This is a genomic window from Kitasatospora sp. NPDC058046 (genome assembly GCF_042885595.1).
Classification (GTDB): Bacteria; Actinomycetota; Actinomycetes; order Streptomycetales; family Streptomycetaceae; genus Kitasatospora.
The window spans coordinates 320,605-342,451 of sequence record NZ_JBHVRS010000006.1; the positions used below are offsets into that span (position 1 = coordinate 320,605).

Genomic DNA, 21,847 nt, shown 5'->3' on the forward strand with positions numbered 1-21,847 from the left:
GCGGTGCCTGCCAGCCCGTCGGCGGTGCCGGAGGGCGGGTGCCACCCCACCCGCCCTCCGGCGCACCACCCTGCTCCGTATCCACCCACCACCACGTGAGACTCCCCCATGCACGCTGCCTCGCTCGCCGCCACCGCCACCCCGTACGTCCTGCCCCCGCTGTGGCGCGTCCTGACCAAGGCCGGCTACTTCCTCGGCCTCAGCGCGGCCATCGGCACCACCGTCACCTACGCCACCACCGTCCGCCCCGCCCTGCGCGGCGCGGACCCCGACGACTCCAGGGTCCTGCGCGCCAGGGCCGCGACCTGCCTGGCCGTGTCCGGCGTGGTCCTCCTGGTCGCGGGCTACTTCCAGCTCGCCGCCCGCCTCGCCCGCGCCGGCAAGGGCATGCCCTTCGGTGACGCCCTCGCCCCCGGCAGGCTCTGGGACTACCTCCAGGCCCCGGCCGCCAAGGGCGCCTGGATCGCCCAGGGCACCGTCCACCTCGTCCAGAACGCCGTCCTGGCCGCGACGGCCGTCCTGCTGGCCGCCCTGTTCGTCCCGGCCGTACGCCGCCACGTCGACGCGATAGCGCTCACCGCGCTGCCGGCCGCCCTCGCCGTCACCCTGATCGCCGCCGTCCCGACCACCGCCCCCGCCGGACTCGACCGCTGGCTCGACCTCCTCCTCGACCAGGTGCACATCGTCTCGGGCACCGTCTGGCTCGGCGGCCTCGCCCTGCTCGTCGCCCTCGCCGGCACCCGCGGCCGGCTCGGCACGGGCGCCGGCCTGCTGTGGGCGGACCTGTGGCGCCGCTTCAGCCTGGTCGCCATGGTCTGCGTCGCCGCCGTCACCGTCTCCGGCCTCTGGCTCAGCTGGAAGCACGTCGGCGCGGTCTCCCAGCTGTGGACCACCGGCTACGGCCTCGCCCTGCTCGTCAAGGTCCTCCTCGTCCTCGGCCTCGTCACCGCCGGCGCCTTCAACCAGTTCTGGCTGATGCCCCGCATCGCCCACGCCCGGCGCGCCGACGACACCTCCTCCCTGCTCCACCTCACGCTGCGGCACTTCCCGAAGGTCGTGTGGGGAGAGGTCGCCCTCGGCGTCGCCGTCCTGGCGGTCGTCCCGTTCATCACCGGATCGGCGCGCGCCGAGGCCGCGGACGCCAAGGCCGTCTCCTCCGGCACCGTCTTCGCGGCCGGCGCCGCCCTCGTGCTGGCCCTCGGCGTCTCCCTCTACGCCACCGCCAAGGCCTCCGACGCCCTCGCCCGCCGTCAGGGCGCCACCGCCTGACGACGGACGTGGGGGCCTCCGACCCGGGTCGGCGGCCCCCACGGGTCCCTCCGCCGAGGCCTGCGACACATCCGGCTCCAGCCGACCCTCGTCGAGGGAGGCCTGACCGGTACCGGTCTGTCATTCGCCCCACCGACTCCGCCCTGAGAACCTCAGTAACGTCGCCACCTCCTCTTCTGCTGCTGCTGCCGCCAGTGGGCGAGGTTCTGCCGAGTGGCGGCGATGTCCGGATGGTCCGGACCGAGGTGGCGCAGTTGCTCGTCCAGAAGCTCTTCCAGGGCTGCCACCGCCGCGCGCACATCGCCGGAACGACCGAGCCAGAAGGCCAACGCCGCCCGGGTCTTGAAGGTGACCGGACGGTGATCGGGAGTCCGGAGGTACCGCCCGTACGGGTCTTCCTCCGGTCTGCCGTGCAGTACGTGGAGCTGGTCCCTCAGCAGGCCGGCCAGCACCTTGACGGCCTTGCGCGGGTCGCCCGACTCCCCCAGCCAGTGTCCGTATCCGTAGCGCAGGTCGAAGAACGCCGCGAACCGCCGCCCGAACCTGCCCGACGATGCCTCGACGATCTGCCGGTAGGCGAGTGCGGCCCCCGCGGGATCGCCGCTTCGACCCAGCCAGTCGGCGGCCTCGGCCCGCAAGGCGTATTCGTCGAACACGTCGACCGGCCTGTGGTCCTGGCCGTGTTGTTCGTCGTCGACCAAGTCCCGGAAGACAGCGGCGACTTCGACCAGGTCGCCGTTCTGCGCCAGCCAATGGGCCAGACGCCGACGCAGCTTGGTGACACGTTCGGCGCTCGCGGGCCACAGGACGCCGTACAACCCGGGCGGCACGGCGGCCGACTCGCGCACCTGGACGTCGATCACGCCACGGTATTCCGCGATGGCGCCGGCGAGGTCGCCGGCTGCCGCGCAGGCCTCGGCGAGGGCGGCCCTGACCTCCCCGGTCCCAGGATGATCCGCGCCCGCCTCCTCGGCGACCCCGGCCAGGAACGATCGGAGGTAGGCCACCGCCTGCTCAGGCCTGCCCTCCGCCACGAGGGTCTCGCCCATCCGGACGGCCAGCTTGTTCTCCCGGTAGCCCAGTCTGCGCCGGTACGGCCCGCGCAGCAGTGCCCCGAGGTTCCCGTGCAGTGTCGCCGCCGATACCTCGGGCGGACTCGGCGGGTTCGCCCTCCTCACCCCGGAGAGCAAGGACTCGACCTCCTCCGCTCTGAGCGCCTGTCCGTAGAACGCGTCGTACCTGGGCTCCCAACCGCGCTCGGGGTTCACCACCGTCCCGGCCAGGAGTGCCTCGACGGCGAGGTCGATCGACTCGTCCGACCGGTGCGCCGGCACGCTCTCGTGGGCTGCCCGCTGCACCAGGGGGTGGACGCGGACCCTCCGCTGCTCGTTCGAAGGGTCGTGCTCGACCAGGCAGCACCGGTGCAACAGGTCGAGCAGCCGGTCGCTTCCGGTCTCCTTGGCCTCTTCCCCGGGCTGTCGCAGGGCCTGCCCGGTGAGCCTGTCCACCACGGGCCGGGGTACTCCCGCCGGGTCCAGCGGAGCGAGCAGTTCCAGCAGCCGCCGGGCAGCCGGATCAACCTGTCGCAGGGCCTGGTCCCAGATGTGCGGGAGTGGTTCGCCCTGTCCGTCCGGCAGCCTGCCCGGGGCCGGCACCAGGTCGGCCAGCCGGTGTTCCCCGTCCCGCAGCCGGTCCAGGTACTCCGCGCAGCTCAGCCCGGTGCCGGTCAGGTACCGGGCGGCCTGCGCGAGGGCGAGCGGAAGGCGACCCAACTCCTCGGCCAGCACTGAGAGTTGCCCGGGCGACTCGGCCCGGTCTGCGGTGTTCAGCACCGCCGTGAGGTAGTCGTGGGCCTCGGCGGGGCTGAACACGGGCACGGTGACCACGTGCCGGTCCGACCCCTCGCGCGCCACGTCCCGGCGCCAGCTGGTGATCACGGTCCGCCCGTGCGGGTCGTCCGGTGGCCAGAGCCCGCGCAGGTCTTCGGGGTCGGCCAGGCCGTCCAGCACGATCATCCAGCGCACCGTCTGCCCGGCTCCGCCCGGCCGCAACCAGGCGAGGAACTCCCGCGCACCAAGCTCGGCGTCGCCCGGTTCGGTGCCGTTCAGCTCGGCCATGGTCCGGGCGTAGGCGGCCAGGATCGCCGCCCGGCTACCGGCGGCGGCCCAGACCAGCAGGTCGAGCCGCCCCTGCTGCCAGGCGGTGCGGGCTTCGTACGCGGCCAGCTGGGTCTTGCCGACCCCGGCGGTCCCGAGCAGGACCCGGTATCCCGCCGGCGCGTCGGGCAGGGGCCGGTGCTGGAAGCGGTGCGCGGCGTTCGGCACGACGCCGACCTGGAGCGGGTAACCCGCGGGCGCCCGACGACCGGTGAAGTACGACACCTGGTCCGCGTGGCCGACCGCGACGCTGTGGTTCTCCGCCCGCACCTCGGCGCCGGACGGCGCTGCTGGGCTCTGCTCCGCCGGTCCGTTCAGCCCTCGGTCGGATCCGGCACCGAAGGGCGGCCGATGGACACACCCCCGTGGATCACCCCGGCGGCGACCGAGCCGCGATCGGCACTGACCTGCACGTTCCCGCCGACGGCCAGCCCGCCGGCCCCGGCCGAGACCTGGGAACCCCGGGCCGCGGCCTCCTCCAGCAGAGCCCGCAGCGCCTCGCCGGCCCGCTCCCGCTCCTCCTCCGGCAGAGCCTCCAGGAAGGCCTCGAACCTGGCCTGCCAGGAGGCCTCCTGACGGATCCGGAGCCGCTCCAGCTGCCCGGCCTCGGCGCCGGCGAGCTCGGCAGCGGTGCGGTCGAGCCGCTCCAGTTCGACGGTCTCGCGCCCACCGTCACCGCGGCCGAACCAGTCCGCCACCTTGCGCCGGAAGCCCTCCCAGGCCTCCGTACCGGCGGCGGTCATCACCGCCGTTCCCCCCGCCGCGGCCAGTGCGGTCAACGCTTCGGACAGCATCCGAGCCCCCTCGTGTCGACGTCTGTGTCCTCGACCGTACTACGGGAGCTCCATGACGTCGTATCAGTCCGCCGGTCGACCGGTTTCGGGACCGGCCTCGGAGCGGGGACGCGGCGGGCCCCGCACGCAACGCCCAGGAGGCCAGGAGGGGTTCACGTGCGGGGCGCCGCTCGGATACGGGTGGCGGGTGCCGGGGTCAGCCCGCGGCGCAGCCGCCGTTCCGGCAGTCCTGCCAGGAGTCCCAGGGGCCACCCGGAGCCTGCTCGGAGATCCGGGCCGTCCACGACGTGGCGTTCCACATGTGCGCGAGCACCGTCAGCCGCCCGTCCGCCGACTGCGTGACGGAGGAGGGAGTGGCCACCCCCGCCGGGAGCGGGCCGGATCCCAGGTCGTTCCAGGAGCCCCAGACCCCGGGGGCGCTCTGCTCGTTGACGTACAACCGCGGGCTGCCCGAGCCCTGGTAGACCTCGAAGAAGGCCAGCGTGCCGTCCGCCCGCTGGAAGGCCACCGGTGGCCCGAAGAACCTCGGCACGCCCGCCCCGGCGGGGCCGAAGGGCTCGGGCGCCGACCACGGACCGTCCGGGCCGGCCTGGTGGATCCGTACCAGGACCGACGACTGGTATCCGATGGTGAACACCTCCAGGGCGCCGTCGGCGTCCGCGGCGGCGGTGAGCACCAGGTTCTGGAAGTTGAGGCTCATGCCGTTGACCTGGCTCCAGGCGCCGAACGGGCCGCCGGGGGCGGACTGCGTCCGGTACCAGATGGTCTGGCCGGTGGCGTAGTCGGTCGAGAAGACCGCGAACCGCGCCTGGGTGCCGTCGGGACGGGTGACCGTGGTGGACTGGCCCTCGGTGCCCGGGGGAGTTCCGGTGTCCCTCGGCAGGCCCGTCTCCGCGTCCGGTGCGGCGAGCACCGACGCCGGTGCCCCTGTCCGCGCCTGCGCCTGCGCGGTCGGTGCGAGGAGGCCCACCGCACTGATGAGTGCGGCGCAGACGGTGGCCGCCGCCGTGAATCGCCGTGGGCTCTTCGGCATCGCTGGTTCCTGCCTTCCGATCGGTCGTCGAGGCCCGGCCGGGCGGGGCGCGGGCTGCCGGCCATCCTGCCCGCCGGGCGACGGGTTCGGGCGCCCGCACCCGGGAATGGCCTGAACACGCGGGCCGCACCCCTACACCGTGGAGTCCACGGCAACCGTCCACTCCACCCGGCCCACCGCATCGTCGACCTGGACGTGTTCCAGCAGCTTCGCCCAGGCCTCGGATTGTCGCACCCGACGGGTTCAATGGAACCGACGAGACGACCGACGGGAGCACCGCGCATGGAACCAACCTTCTTCTCAAGTCCTGAGGAGTTCCGGGACTGGCTGGAGGAGCACCATGCGACTGCCTCCGAATGCCGGGTGGGCATGTGGAAGAAGGGAACGGGCAAGCCCACCCTGAGCTGGTCGGAGGCGGTCGACCAGGCCCTGTGCTACGGCTGGATCGACGGCCGGCAGAGCCCGATCGACGACTTCTCCTGGACGATCCGGTTCACCCCGCGCAGGCCGCGCGGCAACTGGAGCCAGGTCAACCTCCGCAAGATCGAGGAGCTGACCGCGCAGGGGCTCATGCGGCCGGCCGGCATCGCGGTGTTCGAAGCCCGTGACCGGGGCCGCGAGGAGAAGCCGGTCTGGGAGTTCGAGGCGGCGCAGTTGGCTCGTTTCCAAGCGGAACCGCGGGCGTGGGAGTGGTTCAGCGGGCAGGCGCCGTCCTACCGCAAGTCGGCGATCCACCATGTGATCAGTGCCAAGCGGGACGAGACCCGGGAGCGGCGGTTGGACCAGCTGATCGCCGACAGCCTGGAGGGGGTGCGGCTCAAGCCGTTCCGGCGCCCCGGAACCTGAGGGCCCGGCAGACCCGCCGACTCGTGACCAGGCGACTGCCGGAACGGACGAACCCACCCTGTTGAACGGAACTGTTCGCGAAGCCCTGCCTCGCCCGCTTCAAGACGGGTGAAGGTCTCCGCGGGTGCGCGGCCGGCCGTATCGTTCGACGAGGGCGTTGCCGATCGAGGCCAGGTGGTCTCGCACACCCGGAGGGCCGGTCACCTCGACCCATTCGACCAGCCCGGAGAGCTCGCCGGCGAGGATGCACTCGTTGGGGCCGCGGATCACGACCTCGATGCGGCCATCGGCCGTGGAACCTCCCACGTCGAGCCGGTCGCCGAGCGCCATCCGGAGTATGCCTATCCCGTCGGGTGTGCATACCGCCTGGACCTCCAGCGGCGTTCGTTTGCGATCGACCTCTTCGGCGATCTCATTCCAGCTCTCGGCAAGGTCGAAGTCCCCGGGTCGGTGCACAGGGTCGCCGGTCGGGTCAGCGGACGACACGCGGTCGATCCGGAAGACCCGTCGGCCGGTCCCGGTGTTGGAGACGAGGTACCACACAGGACCTTTGGCGACAATGCCCAGCGGGTGGACGGTTCTCCGGGTTTCGACGCCTTTGCTGTCGACGTAGCCGAGCGACACCTGGACGCCGCTGATCACCGCGTCCTGGAGTTCGTCGAGGAAGCGCGGCGGCCGGTGCTCGATCCGGCTCGCCCCCCATCGCTGCGGGTCCACGACCAGCGACGCCGCCGCTGCCTCGGCCTGCACCTGGAAGGGCTTCGGCAGGGCATGGACGAGCTTGCGCAGGGCTGCCTTCATCGCCGGCGTCGCATCCGAGGCCGGACCGACGGCCAGGAACAGGGCGCGGGCCTCACTGGCGGTCAACCCGGACAGGTCGGTACGAGCGCCGCCCACGAGGCGCCAGCCGCCACCTCGGCCCTGTACGGAGTACACGGGCACCCCGGCCATGGCCAGGATGTCGAGGTCGCGGCGGGCGGTGCGCTCGGAGACGTCCAGCTCTCGGGAGACCTCTGCGGCTGTCACCTGCTCGCGCCGTTGGAGCAGGAGGAGTACGGCCACCAGCCGATCGGATCGCATGCTGACAAAAGTCTCATGGAAACCGGTCATGGGGTGACCGGTTTGGGGAGCACGATGGCGACATGGCCTCATCGAGGAGGTCGACCGCCGGCGAACGCCCCAGAGAGGAAATGCAGTGTTCAATCCAGCAGAATTTCCCGAGCCCACCCTCGTCCAGGTCAATGGTGTGGAGCTCGAAGTCTTCGAGGCAGGCCGAGAGAACAAGGGCAAGCCCATCGTGCTCTGCCACGGCTGGCCGGAGCACGCCTTCTCCTGGCGTCACCTGATGCCCGTCCTCGCAGCGACCGGCTACCACGTCATCGCACCGAACCAGCGGGGCTATGGCAACTCATCCCGCCCGACCGAGGTGACGGACTACGACATCGAACACCTGACGGGTGACCTCGTCGCGCTCCTGGACCACTACGGCTACGAGGACGCCACCTTCATCGGCCATGACTGGGGTGCGTTCGTCGTCTGGGGGCTGACCCTGTTGCACCCCGACCGGGTGAACAAGCTGATCAACCTGAGCCTGCCTTACCAGGAGCGCGGAGAAACGCCGTGGATCGAGGTCATGGAGACCTTCCTCGGCGGCGACTTCTATTTCGTCCACTTCAACCGGCAGCCGGGCGTCGCGGACGCCGCATTCGATGCCAACACCTCCCGGTTCCTCCGCAACCTCTACCGGAAGAACGTGCCCCCCGCATCCCCAGAGCCGGGCATGGCGTTCATCAACCTCGCCAAGGCGGAAACAGCACTCGGTGAGCCCGTCATGAGCGACAGCGACCTGGCCGTCTACGTCTCCGCGTTCGAGACGTCGGGATTCACCGGCGGCATCAACTGGTACAGGAACCTCGACCGCAACTGGCACCAGCTGGCGGACGCGGACCCGGTCATCAAGCAGCCCGCCCTCATGATCTACGGCGACCAGGACTTCGCGATCCCGAGGTTCGAAAGACTGGCAGAGTTCGTGCCCAACGTGGAAGTGGTCGGCCTGGACTGCGGTCACTGGATCCAGGAGGAAATGCCGGAAGAAACCAACCAGGTGATTTCGGAATGGCTGGAACGGCAGGGCTGGAGCCTGTCTGACAAATGATCACCGAGCGGGTGCATTGCTCGGTCCAATTGCCTTGCCGTCCTGACGTCGGCCAGTAGGCGTCACCCGTAGGCGTCACGGCCCCGCGTGCGGGCGGCACCGTCAGGGCCGTCCCCGCTCCGCGATGGACCGGGTGACGGCGGCCAGGTGGTGGGAGGTCTCCCAGGCGCGCCGCTGGCTGGGGCCGCCGGGACCGGCCGCGAGGCCGTCGGCCCGGAGGCGGATCTCACCGTCCCCCCAGGACAGTTCGTCGTTCGTCCGACCGCCGAACCAGACCTCGGCCCGGGTGAGTTCGCGGCACAGCCGGAGCGTGTCGATCCCCGCCATGCCGACGGCCCGCACGACGTGCCAGTGCCGCCCGCTGGTGTAGCGCAGGTTGACGGGTGCGGCTCGCACGCGGGCGGGAGCGGGCGGCTCGGGGTGGGTGACGCCGTGGTCGCCGAAGTCGGGCGGTCGGCCTCCGGCCCGTCGGGCGACGCGCTCCCAGAGGTCGAGGTCGTGGCGGCGCAGCGCGGTGAGGACGTGGGGCGTGACGCGGCGCAGGGACGGCGGGAACGCGCCGCCGGCGAGCGCGATGCGCCGCCAGGGCAGTGCGCGGGCCCAGGCCAGGACCTCGGTTGCCCGTGGCACGAGGCCGGTGACCGTGTCGGCGTCGGGGAGGTAGCCGGCGTCGAGCAGCAGGTCGGTGTCCGGCGGCTTGAGCACGACGGCGTCGAGGGTGCGGCGGACGTCCTCGGTCAGTTCCCGGGGGCCGTGGGGCAGGTGGTTGAGGTCGACGCGCAGGCACCCTCCGGCCCCGTGGGCGAGCTGGGCCTGGCGGGTCTCGTCGAGGGAGCCGTCCGGGTCGGTGGTGCGGAAGGCGGGGACGAGCGTGTGGAGCCACTCGCGGAAGGCGTCGCTGAGCCAGCGCATCGCGTGGCCGCGGAAGCCGGTCCCCACGGCGCCGTACTGCCAGAGCTGCCCGCAGTCGACGGTCACGGTGAGGTTGCCGGGCAGGTGGTCCCCGGCGTGGTCGGCGAAGGTCTGCACGACGTCGGCCAGGCGCTGGTCGGGGTGGACTTCGAGGAGCGGGCGGATGCGCGCCTGGACGTCGGCGCTGATGTTGCGAAGGGCGATGAACTCGCCCGCCTTGCCACGCAGGATCGGTACGTACTCCATCGGCATCCCCCTGCTGACGGTGGCGCGTGCGTTACCCGGGGTTACTGTCGCCCCGCCAGTGTGCGACGCCCGCCGCCGTCGCACCAGGGCGCGCACCCGGCGCAGCGGGCGGGCGTTCACCACCGGCGTCCACCGGAGCGCCGGGTCGAGTCCGTGCCGCATGACGAAAGCCGGACGGCCTGCCGGTCGTCGTGTCCGGGCCCCGCCGCCCGGAGCCCGCGTCACCCCTCCTCGGCCTCCCGGAGGGGGCGCAGCAGCTGGTCGAGGCCGAACTCGAAGCGCTCGTCGAACGCGGTGTCCTCCATGTGCCGGGCCACCCGGTCGAGCGCGGGGTAGCTTCCGTCGGCGAGTGCGGGGCCGAGGGTGTGCTCCTCGTCGGAGGCGCGGAGTGCCTGTTCCTCCTGGGTCAGGCCGAGCGTCAGGTACTGGATGCTCCAGAACGTCCAGGCGGCCCGGCGTTCGTCGAGTCCGGTGCTGAGCAGGGCCGCCACGACGTGGTCGGCGAAGCCGAGGGTCGCGGGCTCGGCGGCGTAGGTGCCCGCGACGACGGCCGCGCCGTCGCGGTGGGCCAGCAGGCTGCGGCGGTAGCGGCGGGCCAGTTCGCGCACGCGCTCGGCCGGGGCCTCGGGCAGGTCGGAGAACCGGACCTCGGCGACGATCGCCTCGGCCATCAGCTCCAGCAGCCGGGCCTTGGTCTTGGCGTGCCAGAGCACGGTGTTCATCCGTACGCCGAGGCGTTCGGCCGTGCCGCGCAGGGACACGGCGTCGGCGCCCTTCTCGTCGAGCAGTTCGAGCGCGGCGTTCACCACGGCGGTCGGGTCGAGCCGGGGCCGCGCGGTGGTCCGGGGTTGATTCTTGGTCACCGACCAAGTGTACTGGAGGAGCCATCGTTGGTCAGTGACCAAGAAAGGGGGCTTCGCCATGTCCGAAGCCACGCACACCAGCACGCACACCTCCGCCCCCGCCCCCGCACCGGACGCCACGCACCAGGTCGTCATCGCCGGCGGCGGACCGGTCGGCCTCTGGCTCGCCTGCGAACTGCGGCTCCACGGCGTCGACGTGACCGTGCTGGAGACCCGGGCCGAGCCCGACCCGCACTCCCGCGCCCTCACCGTCCACCCGCGCAGCCTCGAACTGTTCGCCGCCCGGGGGCTGGTGGCGCCGTTCCTCGCCGAAGGCCTGCGGGTGCCCAGCGGACACTTCGCCTCGCTCACCAGCCGGATGGACTTCTCCCGGCTGGACACGCCCTACCCGTTCACCCTCGCCCTGCCGCAGGCGCGCACCGAGGAACTCATCGCCGCCCACGCCGAGGCCGTCGGCGTCCGCCTGCTGCGCGAGCACCGGGTGACCGGGCTGACCCGGCACGAGGACGCGGTGACCGTCGACGTCGACACCCCGGCCGGGCCCCGGCGGCTGCGCGCGGCCTACCTGGTCGGCTGCGACGGCAGCCGCAGCACCGTACGCACCGCCGCCGGCATCGGCTTCCCCGGCACCGCCGCCACCCGGTGGGCCTGGATGGCCGACGTCGTCCTCGACGCGCCGCCGGCCGCGCACTCCGTCTCCACCGAGCACGGCACCGTCATGGTCTTCCCGCTGCCCGACGGCCTCTACCGGGTGGTCGGCAACGACGCGCGGAGCGTCCGGGAACGACCCGAGACCCCCACCGTCGAGGAGCTCCGCACCCGGGTCCGCCGGATCACCGGCACCGACTACGGCATGCGCGACCCGCGCTGGATCTCGACCTTCGGCAACGCCACCCGCCAGGCCGAGCGGTACCGGCACGGCCGGGTCCTGCTCGCCGGCGACGCCGCCCACACCCACTTCCCCGCCGGCGGCCCCGGCCTCAACGTCGGCCTCCAGGACGCCGGCAACCTCGGCTGGAAGCTCGCCCAGACCCTCGCCGGCACCGCCCCCGACGGCCTGCTCGACAGCTACCACGCCGAACGCCACCCGGTCGGCGCCGACCTGCTGCGCAGCACCCGCGCGCAGACCGGCCTGATGACCACCTACACCCCGGAGAACCTCGCCATGCGCGACCTGCTGGGCGAACTCATCGCCGGCGTTCCGGAGTTCTCCGACACCCTGGCCCTGCGTTCCGCCGGGCTCGCCGTCACCTACCCGCCCGCCGACCCGTCCGGCGCCCACCCGCTCACCGGCACCCGCGCCCCCGACCTCGCCGTCCACGGCGGCGGCACGCTGCTGCCCCTGCTGCGCCGCGGCCGCTACGTCCTGCTCGACCTCGCCACCGCCCCCGGCGCCCCGTCACCGCTCGCGCCGCTGGCCCACGACGTGACGCCCGGCCTCGACGTCCACACCGCTCCGCCGGCCGGCCGGCGCCCGGTGGGCCACCGCCCGGCAGGCCACCGTCCCGCCTGGTCCGGCGTCACCGCCGCCCTCGTCCGGCCCGACGGCCACCTCGCCTGGCTCTCCAGCGAGGCCGACGCCCGCGACGCCGCCCGCGACGCGGTCACGGCGACCCTCGCCCGCCGGTAGCCGCCGACCGCGGCCGTACGGGCGGTGGTCTTCGCGGGGTTCCCCACCGTGAAGACCACCGCCCTACGCATCGCGCCACGCGGGTCGATCAATGACCCGCCGGCTCAGACGCCCGCCGCGATCCGGCCGTAGTCGGTCCAACCGCCGTGGCCGTCACCGCCGTTGTTGAGGAAGGCGGTGGTGGGGCCGGTGGTGACGAGGTAGTCGGCATGGGCGTCACCGTTGATGTCGGCCAGCGCCACCGTGGCCTGGTCGGTGGTGAGCCCGGTCGCCGTCCGGCCGTAGTCGGTCCAGCCGCCGTGGCCGTCGCCGCCCTTGTTGAGGAAGGTGGTGATGGAGCCGTCCGGGTTGATGACGTTGTAGTCGGCCCGCCCGTCACCGTCGAGATCGGCGAAGCGGACCCGGCCGCGGTCGGTGGTGAGACCGCCGGCGACCTTGCCGTCGTCGATCCAGCCGCCGTGGCCGTCGCCGCCCCGGTTGAGGAAGGCGCCCACGGCGCCGTCCGGCTGGGTGAGGAGGTAGTCGGCGCGGCCGTCGCCGTCGAAGTCGGCGAAGGTGACCTGTGAGGGGTCGGCGGTGAGCCCGCTCGCGACCTGGCCGAGGTCGTTCCAGCCGCCGTGGCCGTCACCGCCCTTGTTCAGGAAGACCCGGACGGACCCGTCACCGTTGATCAGGATGTAGTCCGCGCGGCCGTCACCGTCGAAGTCGGCGAAGCGGACCCGGCTGCGGTCGCTGGTCATCCCGGTCGTGACCTGCCCCAGGTCGCTCCAGCCGCCGTGGCCGTCACCGCCCTTGTTGAGGAGGACCCGGGCCGAGCCGTCGTCGTTGAGGACGATGTAGTCGGCGCGGCCGTCGCCGTCGAAGTCGGCCCAGCGCACCCGGCCCGCCCCGCCCGACTCCGTACCGGCGTGGTGCACCGGGGCCGGGGCGGCCAGGCCGTCCGTGAAGGCGCGGTCCAGGGCCTGGTCGAAGGTCTGCGCCAGCCGCTGGTAGCCCAGGTCATCGGGGTGCAGGCCGTCGGCCATCTCGGCCGGGGTCAGCGCGGGCGCGGCGGTGTAGCGGACCTTGCGGCCCTGGGCCTGCTTCGCGAGGACGGCCTGGCTCAGGGCGCTGTTGTAGTCGGCCACCTGGGCGGTCAGGTTCGGTGTGGTCGGGATCAGGCCCATCACGAGGACGGTCACCCCCGGCCGGTCGGCCAGGATCCGGTCGATCAGCGCCGACGTCCGGTCCGCGGCGTGCGCCTTGTCGGTGCCCCGGTCCAGGTCGTTGATGCCGATGTGGAGCAGGACGACGTCCGGCTGGGCGGCGGCCAGCCATCCGTCGACTCCGGCGAGGAGGTCGTTGACCATGGACCCGCTGTGGCCCTCGTTGTCCGGGTCGAGCACCGCGCCGTTGCCGCGCGAGCCCACCAGGTCGACGGTGTAGCGGTTCTGCTGGGCCACCAGGTCGGCGAGCGGTCCGCGGTACCCGGCGTCGGTGGTGCTCCGATACCCGGCGGTGATCGAGTCGCCGAGCGGCATCACCCGCAGGACCGGGGCGGGCGTCGGTGCGGCGGCGGACGCGGTGGGGGCCACGGCGGCGAGTGCGGCCACTGCGGTCACCGCGGCCATGGCGAGTGTGGTGGTGCGCTTCACGGGGTTCCTTCCCTGTTTCCGGTCGCGGTTCAGGCGCCGGCGGCGATCTGGCCGTAGTCGATCCAGCCGGGGTTGTTCCGGTCGTCTCCGCCGTTGTTCAGGAAGGCGGTGGTCGGACCGGTGGTCACGAGGTAGTCGGCACGGCCGTCACCGTTGATGTCCGCGAGGTCGACGGTGTTCTGGTTGCTGGTCAGACCGGTGGTGATCTTGGGACGCAGGGTCCAGCCGCCACCGGTGTCGCCACCGTGGTTCACGTAGCTGGTGATGCTGCCGTCCGGGTTCACGATGTTGTAGTCCGCGCGCCCGTCACCGTCGATGTCCGCCCACTTGATCCGCGACGTGTCGCTGGTGACACCTCCGGCCACCTTGCCCAGGTCGCTCCAGCTGCCGATCCCGGTGTTGCGGAAGACACCCACCGCACCGTCCGGCTGGGTGATGACGTAGTCGGTGCGGCCGTCACCGTCGAAGTCGGCGAAGGTCACCTGGGCGGGGTTGGCGGTGAGCCCCGTCGCGACCTGGCCCAGGTCACTCCAACCACCGTGGCCGTCACCACCCTTGTTCAGGAAGACCCGGACGGACCCGTCACCGTTGATCAGGATGTAGTCCGCACGGCCATCGCCGTCGTAGTCCGCGAAGCGGACCCGGCTGCGGTCGCTGGTCATCCCGGTCGTGACCTGCCCCAGGTCGCTCCAGCCGCCGTGGCCGTCACCGCCCTTGTTCAGGAACACCCGCGCCGAACCGTTGTCGTTGAGGATGACGTAGTCCGCACGGCCGTCACCGTCGAAGTCCGCCCAGCGCACCCGACCCGCCCCACCCGACTCCGTACCGGCCCCGCTGGGGTACGGGTTGGCGTGGTCGGTGGCGAGACCCGTGCCCGGCGCGCAGGTCCACGCCCCGGCGCCCTGGTCGGCGAGGATCTTCTCGGCTATCAGGATCTGCTGCCGCTTGGTGGCGAGGTCGGGGCGGGCCGCGTACGCGGTGCCCCCGTAGTGCTGCCAGTTCGCCAGGCTGATCTGCAGCCCGCCGTAGTAGGTGTTGCCGGTGTTGATGCTCCAGTTCCCGGTGCTCTCGCACTGGGCGACCTTGTCCCAGGTGCTGACCGAGGCGGCGTTGGCGGTGCCCGCGCCGAGTCCGCAGGCTGCGGCGAGGACGGCGAGGGAGACCGGGATGCTACGGCGCGGGTTCAAGGATTCACTCTCTTCACTAAGGGCGATCGATCAGGTGGGTGGCGGGGCACCGCGGGCACCCGGCGCGCGGCGCCCCGCCTCGGGTGGGACCGGTTCAGGCGCCGGCGGCGATCTGGCCGTAGTCGATCCAGCCGGGGTTGTTCCGGTCGTCTCCGCCGTTGTTGAGGAAGGCGGTGGTCGGACCGGTGGTCACGAGGTAGTCGGCCCGGCCGTCACCGTTGATGTCGGCCAGGTCGACGGTGTTCTGGTTGCTGGTCAGACCGGTGGTGATCTTGGAACGCAGGGTCCAGCCGCCACCGGTGTCACCACCGTGGTTCACGTAGCTGGTGATGCTGCCGTCCGGGTTCACGATGTTGTAGTCGGCACGCCCGTCACCGTCGATGTCCGCCCACTTGATCCGCGACGTGTCGGCCGTGACACCGCCGGCGACCTTGCCCAGGTCGCTCCAGCTGCCGATACCGGTGTTGCGGAAGACACCCACCGCACCGTCCGGCTGGGTGATGACGTAATCCGTACGACCGTCACCGTCGAAGTCCGCGAACGTCACCTGGGCGGGGTTGGCGGTGAGCCCGGTCGCGACCTGCCCCAGGTCGCTCCAACCACCGTGACCGTCACCACCCTTGTTCAGGAACACCCGCACCGAACCGTCACCGTTGATCAGGATGTAGTCCGCACGACCGTCACCGTCGTAGTCCGCGAACCGCACCCGACTGCGGTCGCTGGTCATCCCCGTCGTGACCTGCCCCAGGTCGCTCCAACCACCGTGCCCGTCACCACCCTTGTTCAGGAACACCCGCGCCGAACCGTTGTCGTTCAGGATGACGTAGTCCGCACGGCCGTCACCGTCGAAGTCCGCCCACCGCACCCGACCCGCCCCACCCGACTCCGTACCGGCCGAGGACCCCCGGCCGCCGATCGGCGACACGTAGCCGCTGACGTGCTTCGACCCGTACATCCCGCCGGCGGTGATGGTGCCGCGGGTGACCTGGCTGTTGCCCTGGTTGCCGCCGATGGTGCCGACCGACCCGTCGGAGTTGACCGAGACGACCAGCGAGACGTGCTCCGCGTAGTCGGAGCCGTTGTAGTTGAAGACGGCGGCGTCACCGACGCGGGGAGTCGAGTGCAGACCGGAGCCGTACTGTCCGAAGCTGCCGGCCCCGGAGGTCAGCCCCGAGACGTTGACGCCGTTCTGCGCCCAGACCCAGCGGGCGAAGTCGGCGCACCAGGACTCGCCGCAGCTGGTGTAGTAGCCGCTGCCGCCGGCGCTGTTGGTGTCGCAGGCGCCGTGGCCGAGGTTGGCCTCGGCGGTGCCGACGATGTTCGACCCGACGCTGGCGACGGCGATCTGGGCTCCCGTCAACATGAGGACGGGGGTGACCGCGGCGGTGGCGAAGGCCGCGGTGACCAGCGTGCGGAGGGAACGCTTACGCATGGTGGGTTTTCTCCTGTTTCGGGCATGGCGGGGACAGGCGTGGTGCGACGGTGAGGAACGGTCCGCGGGTCGGGCGGTGGCGACGGGCACGGAGACCGTGCCGGCCCGCCGGAGACCGGGACCGGTGTTCAGTGGGCGCGGGGCGGGACGGCTGCCCTGCAGGAGCAGCGGTCGTGGGCGCCCGCGGCGGTGCCGGCTACTGCCAGATCATGTTCTCGTCGTGCACGTCGGCGGCCTCGACACGGGAGACGGAGGCGGTGGTGTGCCCGGCGGCGGACAGGGCGACGGCGGGCAGCGCGGCGGCGACGGCGAGGGTGACGACCGCGGCGGCCTTGGCGAGACGGGTGCGCAGCATGGTGGGGTCCTTCCACGGAGGTGGGCCGAGTGGGGGCGGCCGGACCGTGCGTCCCGCGGTGACGCTTCGTCCTGGTGGCCTTGCCGGTCGGTGCTCCCGGCCGGTGATCACTACCTTGGCCGTGGGCCCGGGGCGGACGGAAGGGATGTCAGGTGGACGGAAACGTCCCCTGCCGGTTCCGTCCAGCGGGGCCGGATCGGGACAGTTCCAGTTCGTAGAACGGCGAGACGAGCGGGGCGCCGGCCCGGGCCACGGACCAGCCGTGCAGCGGTGCGGCGGACGCCACGGCCCGCTCGCAGAGCCCTGCGGCCCGGGACTCGGCGTCGGCGAGGCCGTCGGCGAGGAGGTACAGGCCGAGCACCGGGTCGGGGACGGCGTGCGGGTGGACGGCGACGTGCTCCAGCCGGTCCGCGGGGGTCGCCACGGACCGGACGAGGTCGGCGACGCCGTCGGGCAGGGGTGCCCCCTCCGGGGCGAGCAGCTGAACGTGGATCAGGTACATGCCTCCGACGTTCCCAGGCCGCGCGGACGGAGCACAGGGGGTCGCCCGGGACGCTTCGGGCCGTGGCCGGAACGGTCCACGGGATAACCCTGGTCCAGCTGCGGATCTTCGTGCGATGATCATGCGCGCATCGTTCACAGGACCGCTACCGGGGGGTAGGAAATGCTGGCTGTTCTGGGCTTGGACACCGCTTCGGAAGCCGTGTACAGGGCCATGCTGGCCCGTCCCCAGGACGGTGTGCTGGGGCTCTGCGCAGCGGTCGGACTGACCGAGGCGCAGGTGCGCTCGGCGCTGGACACCCTCAGCGAGCTCGCCCTGGTCCGGCCCTCGCACGAGCGGGACGGAGCGCTGCGCGCGGTCTCGCCGGACGTCGGCATGGAGATCCTGATGGCCCGCCAACAGGCCGAACTGGCGGTCCAGCAGCAGCGGATCGAGGCCTCCCGGGTCGCGGCGGCGCAGCTCATCGCCGACTTCTCGGACCTCCGTCCGGCCACCGCGCACGCCGGGGTCGAGCACCTGGTCGGCCTGGACGCGATCCGCGACCGGCTGGCGTCCCTCACCCGCGAGGTGAGGGACGAGGTGATGACCTTCGCCCCCGACGGCGCCCACACGCCGGAGAGCATCGAGGCGGCCCGTCCGCTCGACGAGGAGCTGCTCGGGCGCGGCGTGAAGATCCGCACCGTCTACCTGGAGAGCGCGGGCAACAGCGCTCCGACCGTCGCGTACACCGCGTGGCTCGCCGCGCGGGGCGGACAGGTGCGGGTCGTGCCGTCGCTGCCGACGCGGATGATCGTGGTCGACCGCGCCACCGCCGTCATCCCGGTGAACAGCGAGGACACGGCGGCGGCGGCCGTGGTGCTGACCGGGCACGGCACGCTGACGGCCCTGTGTGCCCTGTTCGAGAACGTCTGGGACGCCGCGCGGCCCCTGGTGGGCCCCGCCGTGCGCGACTCCCGGGGCCTCAGCGGCCAGGAGTCGGCCGCCCTGCGGCTGCTCTCCGAGGGGCACACCGACGAGGCGATCGCCAAGCGGCTGGGCGTCTCGCCGCGCACGGCGCGGCGGATCGCCACCGAACTGATGGAGCGGCTCGGCGCCCGCAGCCGGTTCGAGGCCGGTGTGCGCGCCGTCCAGCACGGCTGGCTCCCGGCCCGCGTCTGAACGGCGCTCTTCCCGGAGTGCAGGAGCCCGCACCGCCCGGTCAGTCCGGCACCACGTTCGACAGCGGCAGGCCCGCGAAGAAGGCCACCGCCTCCTCCCGCCAGTGCGGGCGCCAGCCCTCGGCCTCGGCGCGGGCCGCCTCGGCGCAGCGGCGCATGTCGGAGCGGAGCCTGCCGTCCACGCCCAGCCGCCGGGCCAGCTCGCGGACGTGCTCGACCGTGTCGTCCGGGCAGTGCGGGTCGCCGAGCGCGGACTCCACCACGGCCCGCTGGGCCTCGTCCGCGGCGGCGAGCAGGGCGCTCACGGCGTAGCTGCGGCGTCCCGCGCGGAGGTCGGCGCCGGTGGACTTGCCGGTGGCGTCCTCGTCGCCGAACAGGTCGAGGTAGTCGTCGCGCAGCTGGCCGCCGATGCCGACCAGGGTCGCGTAGCGGCGCAGCCGTGCGTCGTGGGCGGCCAGGTCCGCGCCGGCGGCCAGCAGCCCCAGCCGCAGCGGGGCGAGCACCGAGTACCGGGTGGACTTGTACTCGCAGACGGTGTGCAGGAACTCCTCGTCCGGGAGCGACCGGAAATCGCGTTCGAGGTCGACGATCTGGCCGGTGACGGTCTCGGCGCCCGCGTTCAGCTGCACCTCCAGCATCGCCTGGCGCAGCTCGGCGGGGACGTCCGCCTCCAACAGGACCCGCATCGACAGGAAGGCGGCGAGGTCACCGGCCAGGACGGCCAGGCCGAGGGCGGTGCGGTCCGCCTCCGGGAACTCCCGGCGGTAGGCGTAGTAGGTGGAGGGGCCGCCGCGGCGTACGGGCGCGTCGTCGATGATGTCGTCGTGGACGAGCCCGTGTGTCTGGAGCAGTTCGATGCTCAGCGCGGCCTCCGCCAGGCCGGGCACCGGGTCGGTGGTCACCAGTCGGGCGGCCTCGTACAGCAGGGCGACCCGCAGGCGCTTGCCGCCGCGCAGTGAGAGTTCCCGCAGCAGCTCCAGGCAGCGCGGGGTGAAGCGGCTGAGCGGCGGCGTGTCGAGGCGCTCCGGCAGGGCGGCGAAGTAGGCCTCGAAGCGGAGGTCGAACCGGCGCCGGTGTCCGGCGGCTCGTTCGCGGGCGGCTGCCATGATCGTCTCGTTCACGGGGCCCAGCCTCGCATCCGTACGGGCGCGGCCGCGCGGCCGGGGTCGGAGTCGGGGTCGGGGCGGGCCCGTGGGCGGGCGGCCGTTGCCGGTGGCCTCCGCGACTTGCCGGCGCATCCGCATCACCGCCTACCGGCGGTCACTTCAGCCGTCTTTCGGCCAACTGTGCGAAAGGTCTGGTCGCCGCCACGGCGTCTCCCTAGAGTGGCCGCAATCTTCCGCAAGTGACCCTTTCTTCACGCTGGTTCACCGGACCTTCACACCGGCGCACCAGCCCCGGGACGTTCAGCGCAGCCTGTTCCCACCATCGAGCCGTCGAGCCGGAAGGGCCGGGTCCATGACGCAGGCGTTCCAGTCCCCCGGCTTCGCCGCGCTCGCGGCCGACCGCGCGGTCGAGACCCGGCTCGTCGAGGAGCGCTGGCAGGCGGTCGCCTGGGACCTGGGGACGGGTCGGCGCCGGGTGGTCACCGACCGACCGGAAGGCGTCCACCTCAGCGAGATCGAGCCGGACGGCGAGGCCATCTGGTGGTTCGACGCCGACAGCGCCGGTGAGGGGCGGTGGTGGCGCGAGCCGTTCGCGGGCGGAACAGGCGGAGCGGGCGGAGCGGGTGGAACGGACGGAACGGGCGGCGCGGCGCTGCACGGCGTGCCGCCCGGGCGGGCCTACGGCGTCGCCTTCGACCGGACGGGCGCGCTCGCGGCGGTGGCCGTCGGCGTCGACGGCGCCTCGCACTGCTACGTCGGACCGCCCGCGGGCGAGGCCCGGCTGGTCGGTTCGGCGCCGGGCTACCTGAGCCTGGCCGACCTGTCGCCGGACGGCCGGCTGCTCGCCCTCGGCGGGCGCCCCGACGGGGACGACTCGGTGGTCCTCTGGCCGACGGACACCCGGCCGGACGCCCAGCACGACACCCCGGTGGACGGTCCGCTGCGGCTCGCCGGGAACCGCCGACTGCGGCTCTGGCCGATCGAGTTCAACCCGCTCGCGGTGCACGAACCGGAGCTGCTCCTGGTGGCCGAGGAGGACGAGCGGTACACCGTCGCGACCTGGCGGGCGAGCACGGGCCTGCGAAGACACCCGGGGCTCTCCTTCGACTCGCAGATCTCGGCCGGCTGGTACCAGGGACCGCGCGGGGTGCTGATCCAGCACGAGCGGGCCGGGCGGAGCCGGCTCCTCCTCGCCGACCTCGACCCGCCGCCGGGACAGGAGGCGACGCGCGTACAGACGCACGTACAGGCACACGCACAGTCGCGCGTACAGTCGCACGCACAGCCGCGCGTACAGGAGATCAGCACCCCCGGCGGCACCATCCACGACCTGTCCTGCGCCCCGGACGGCACCCTGCACTGCGTCTGGAGCCGGGAGTCGACCCCGCCCCGCCCGCTGGTCCTGCGCCCCGGCACGGCGACGGCCGACCACCCCGACCCGGACGGCGGCGACACCTCCCGCACCCGGCGCTGGACGCCCCGGCCGTACGGACGGATCCACAGCTTCGTCAGCACCCCGGCCGGCCCCGGCCCGTGGCCGACCCTCTTCCTGGTCCACGGCGGCCCCGCCACCCACGACCGGGACTCCTACGACCCGCGGGTGAACGCCCTGGTCGACCGCGGCTACGCGGTGGTGCGCACCAACTACCGCGGCTCCACCGGCTACGGCGCCCGCTGGCAGCACGAGTACGGCCACCGGGTCGGGCTGGCGCAGATCGAGGACCTGGCCGCCGTCCGCGCCGAGCTGGTCGCCGACGGTACGGCGCTCGCGGAGCGTACCGGCCTGTGCGGCTTCTCCTGGGGCGGCTACCTGGCCCTGCTGGCGATGGGCGCGCAGCCGGAGCTGTGGTCGCTCGGCATGGCCGCGCAGCCGATCGCGGACTACCCCGCCACGTACCGCACCACCACCCCCGCACTGCGCGAGCTCGACCGGCAGCTCTTCGGCGGCACCCCGGACGAGGTGCCCGAACGCTACCGAGCCGCCGACCCGCGGACGTACGTGCACCAGGTCCGCTCGCCCGTCCTGCTGGTCGCCTCGCGGACCGACGAGCGGTGCCCGCCCGACCAGGTCGCCCGGTACGCCGCGGACCTGCGGCGGCTGGCGGTGCCGCACGAGCTGCTCTGGGTGGACGGCGGCCACTACAGCCGCCGGACCGCCGACCACCGATCGGTGCTGGCCGCGATGGTCCGGTTCGCCGAACACGCCTGGCCGCCACCGCTCCCCCCGCCACCCCGGGGCGACCGCCCCGGGGTTCCCGCCGAGTCGATGGAAGGAGGTGAACAGCCATGAAGCGACGCAGCATCCAGAACGACCCGATCAGCACCCCGGAGCGTGACCGGGGCGCCGTGGTGGTCCAGAACTTCGCGCTCGACATCACCAAGGCCGCGCCGGTCGCGCCTGCCCTGAAGGGGCAGCCGAAGCCGAAGCCGGAAGCGAAGAAGTGACCCCCCGTGGGGGCGGGGGGCCCCCCGGGGCCCCCGGGCACGCCCCCCCCACCCCCCACTCCCCACCCCCCGCGCCCCCCGGCAAGGGCGCCCAAGGGCTGGGTTGTATGAACAAGGCCGCCGGG

At 72.9% G+C, this 21,847-nt stretch carries 19 protein-coding genes; 7 read left to right on the top strand and 12 right to left on the bottom strand.

Annotated features, from left to right (window positions below):
• The first annotated feature begins 108 nt into the window (after positions 1-108).
• Positions 109-1,269, top strand: coding sequence for a CopD family protein (locus ACFVU7_RS15850; RefSeq protein ID WP_388045464.1), 1,161 nt, complete (start codon positions 109-111; stop codon positions 1,267-1,269).
• Positions 1,270-1,421: 152 nt separating this feature from the next.
• On the opposite strand, the gene ACFVU7_RS15855 is transcribed toward ACFVU7_RS15850, so the two are convergent.
• The 3 genes from ACFVU7_RS15855 to ACFVU7_RS15865 form a co-directional block, all read right to left on the bottom strand.
• On the bottom strand, positions 1,422-3,695 hold the full coding sequence (locus ACFVU7_RS15855) for a tetratricopeptide repeat protein (protein WP_388045466.1): 2,274 nt from the start codon (positions 3,693-3,695) through the stop codon (positions 1,422-1,424).
• Positions 3,696-3,739: 44 nt separating this feature from the next.
• On the bottom strand, positions 3,740-4,219 hold the full coding sequence (locus tag ACFVU7_RS15860) for a hypothetical protein (RefSeq protein WP_074002806.1): 480 nt from the start codon (positions 4,217-4,219) through the stop codon (positions 3,740-3,742).
• Between the two features lie 196 nt (positions 4,220-4,415).
• Positions 4,416-5,252 carry a hypothetical protein gene (locus ACFVU7_RS15865; RefSeq protein WP_388045468.1) on the bottom strand — a complete coding sequence of 279 codons (837 nt, stop codon included), beginning with the start codon at positions 5,250-5,252 and terminating at the stop codon, positions 4,416-4,418.
• 282 nt (positions 5,253-5,534) lie between these two features.
• On the opposite strand from ACFVU7_RS15865, the gene ACFVU7_RS15870 reads away from it, so the two are divergent.
• Entirely contained in the window at positions 5,535-6,098 is a 564-nt protein-coding gene (locus ACFVU7_RS15870; RefSeq protein ID WP_049651705.1) for a YdeI family protein, read from the top strand.
• Between the two features lie 99 nt (positions 6,099-6,197).
• Here the strand turns inward: ACFVU7_RS15870 and ACFVU7_RS15875 are convergent, their stop codons facing one another.
• The gene (locus ACFVU7_RS15875) at positions 6,198-7,178 is read right to left on the bottom strand and encodes a helix-turn-helix transcriptional regulator (protein WP_388045585.1); all 981 of its coding nucleotides are present in this window, start codon (positions 7,176-7,178) and stop codon (positions 6,198-6,200) included.
• 115 nt (positions 7,179-7,293) lie between these two features.
• Between ACFVU7_RS15875 and ACFVU7_RS15880 the strand changes: the two genes are divergently transcribed.
• Positions 7,294-8,253 carry an alpha/beta fold hydrolase gene (locus tag ACFVU7_RS15880; protein WP_388045469.1) on the top strand — a complete coding sequence of 320 codons (960 nt, stop codon included), beginning with the start codon at positions 7,294-7,296 and terminating at the stop codon, positions 8,251-8,253.
• Between the two features lie 102 nt (positions 8,254-8,355).
• Here the strand turns inward: ACFVU7_RS15880 and ACFVU7_RS15885 are convergent, their stop codons facing one another.
• Positions 8,356-9,411: a beta family protein gene (locus tag ACFVU7_RS15885; protein WP_049651707.1), complete on the bottom strand. Its 1,056-nt coding sequence runs from the start codon at positions 9,409-9,411 to the stop codon at positions 8,356-8,358.
• A 221-nt stretch (positions 9,412-9,632) separates the two neighbouring features.
• Positions 9,633-10,274, bottom strand: a complete 642-nt coding sequence (locus tag ACFVU7_RS15890) for a TetR/AcrR family transcriptional regulator C-terminal domain-containing protein (RefSeq protein WP_259316351.1) — start codon at positions 10,272-10,274, stop codon at positions 9,633-9,635.
• Between the two features lie 58 nt (positions 10,275-10,332).
• Between ACFVU7_RS15890 and ACFVU7_RS15895 the strand changes: the two genes are divergently transcribed.
• The gene (locus tag ACFVU7_RS15895) at positions 10,333-11,904 is read left to right on the top strand and encodes an FAD-dependent monooxygenase (RefSeq protein WP_388045471.1); all 1,572 of its coding nucleotides are present in this window, start codon (positions 10,333-10,335) and stop codon (positions 11,902-11,904) included.
• A gap of 104 nt (positions 11,905-12,008) precedes the next feature.
• Here the strand turns inward: ACFVU7_RS15895 and ACFVU7_RS15900 are convergent, their stop codons facing one another.
• From ACFVU7_RS15900 to ACFVU7_RS15920, 5 genes are all read right to left on the bottom strand, one after another.
• Complete coding sequence (locus ACFVU7_RS15900; protein ID WP_388045473.1) at positions 12,009-13,538, bottom strand: FG-GAP-like repeat-containing protein; 1,530 nt, start codon at positions 13,536-13,538, stop codon at positions 12,009-12,011.
• A 29-nt stretch (positions 13,539-13,567) separates the two neighbouring features.
• Positions 13,568-14,725: an FG-GAP-like repeat-containing protein gene (locus ACFVU7_RS15905; protein WP_380741011.1), complete on the bottom strand. Its 1,158-nt coding sequence runs from the start codon at positions 14,723-14,725 to the stop codon at positions 13,568-13,570.
• Positions 14,726-14,819: 94 nt separating this feature from the next.
• Positions 14,820-16,157: an FG-GAP-like repeat-containing protein gene (locus tag ACFVU7_RS15910; protein WP_117486056.1), complete on the bottom strand. Its 1,338-nt coding sequence runs from the start codon at positions 16,155-16,157 to the stop codon at positions 14,820-14,822.
• A gap of 196 nt (positions 16,158-16,353) precedes the next feature.
• Positions 16,354-16,512, bottom strand: a complete 159-nt coding sequence (locus ACFVU7_RS15915; protein WP_388045474.1) for a hypothetical protein — start codon at positions 16,510-16,512, stop codon at positions 16,354-16,356.
• Between the two features lie 148 nt (positions 16,513-16,660).
• Complete coding sequence (locus ACFVU7_RS15920; RefSeq protein ID WP_063780328.1) at positions 16,661-17,014, bottom strand: hypothetical protein; 354 nt, start codon at positions 17,012-17,014, stop codon at positions 16,661-16,663.
• A 162-nt stretch (positions 17,015-17,176) separates the two neighbouring features.
• Here ACFVU7_RS15920 and ACFVU7_RS15925 point away from each other — a divergent pair, with 162 nt between their 5' ends.
• Positions 17,177-18,172: a helix-turn-helix domain-containing protein gene (locus ACFVU7_RS15925; protein WP_388045475.1), complete on the top strand. Its 996-nt coding sequence runs from the start codon at positions 17,177-17,179 to the stop codon at positions 18,170-18,172.
• Between the two features lie 40 nt (positions 18,173-18,212).
• Here the strand turns inward: ACFVU7_RS15925 and ACFVU7_RS15930 are convergent, their stop codons facing one another.
• Positions 18,213-19,277, bottom strand: a complete 1,065-nt coding sequence (locus tag ACFVU7_RS15930; protein ID WP_388045587.1) for a polyprenyl synthetase family protein — start codon at positions 19,275-19,277, stop codon at positions 18,213-18,215.
• Between the two features lie 352 nt (positions 19,278-19,629).
• On the opposite strand from ACFVU7_RS15930, the gene ACFVU7_RS15935 reads away from it, so the two are divergent.
• Together ACFVU7_RS15935 and ACFVU7_RS15940 are read left to right on the top strand one after the other, a co-directional pair.
• Positions 19,630-21,567, top strand: coding sequence for an alpha/beta hydrolase family protein (locus ACFVU7_RS15935; protein ID WP_388045477.1), 1,938 nt, complete (start codon positions 19,630-19,632; stop codon positions 21,565-21,567).
• Positions 21,564-21,722, top strand: a complete 159-nt coding sequence (locus ACFVU7_RS15940) for a hypothetical protein (RefSeq protein WP_181970410.1) — start codon at positions 21,564-21,566, stop codon at positions 21,720-21,722. The genes ACFVU7_RS15935 and ACFVU7_RS15940 overlap by 4 nt, the downstream gene beginning before the upstream one ends.
• Positions 21,723-21,847: the final 125 nt, after the last annotated feature.

Bases quoted from the DNA above. Each gene is read 5' to 3' on its own strand.
- ACFVU7_RS15940 (WP_181970410.1), top strand. From the start codon at position 21,564: ATGAAGCGACGCAGCATCCAGAACGACCCGATCAGCACCCCGGAGCGT.
- ACFVU7_RS15920 (WP_063780328.1), bottom strand. From the start codon at position 17,014: ATGTACCTGATCCACGTTCAGCTGCTCGCCCCGGAGGGGGCACCCCTG.
- ACFVU7_RS15930 (WP_388045587.1), bottom strand. From the start codon at position 19,277: ATGGCAGCCGCCCGCGAACGAGCCGCCGGACACCGGCGCCGGTTCGAC.
- ACFVU7_RS15935 (WP_388045477.1), top strand. From the start codon at position 19,630: ATGACGCAGGCGTTCCAGTCCCCCGGCTTCGCCGCGCTCGCGGCCGAC.
- ACFVU7_RS15865 (WP_388045468.1), bottom strand. From the start codon at position 5,252: ATGCCGAAGAGCCCACGGCGATTCACGGCGGCGGCCACCGTCTGCGCC.
- ACFVU7_RS15925 (WP_388045475.1), top strand. From the start codon at position 17,177: ATGCTGGCTGTTCTGGGCTTGGACACCGCTTCGGAAGCCGTGTACAGG.
- ACFVU7_RS15870 (WP_049651705.1), top strand. From the start codon at position 5,535: ATGGAACCAACCTTCTTCTCAAGTCCTGAGGAGTTCCGGGACTGGCTG.
- ACFVU7_RS15910 (WP_117486056.1), bottom strand. From the start codon at position 16,157: ATGCGTAAGCGTTCCCTCCGCACGCTGGTCACCGCGGCCTTCGCCACC.
- ACFVU7_RS15915 (WP_388045474.1), bottom strand. From the start codon at position 16,512: ATGCTGCGCACCCGTCTCGCCAAGGCCGCCGCGGTCGTCACCCTCGCC.
- ACFVU7_RS15875 (WP_388045585.1), bottom strand. From the start codon at position 7,178: ATGCGATCCGATCGGCTGGTGGCCGTACTCCTCCTGCTCCAACGGCGC.
- ACFVU7_RS15895 (WP_388045471.1), top strand. From the start codon at position 10,333: ATGTCCGAAGCCACGCACACCAGCACGCACACCTCCGCCCCCGCCCCC.
- ACFVU7_RS15860 (WP_074002806.1), bottom strand. From the start codon at position 4,219: ATGCTGTCCGAAGCGTTGACCGCACTGGCCGCGGCGGGGGGAACGGCG.
- ACFVU7_RS15850 (WP_388045464.1), top strand. From the start codon at position 109: ATGCACGCTGCCTCGCTCGCCGCCACCGCCACCCCGTACGTCCTGCCC.
- ACFVU7_RS15885 (WP_049651707.1), bottom strand. From the start codon at position 9,411: ATGGAGTACGTACCGATCCTGCGTGGCAAGGCGGGCGAGTTCATCGCC.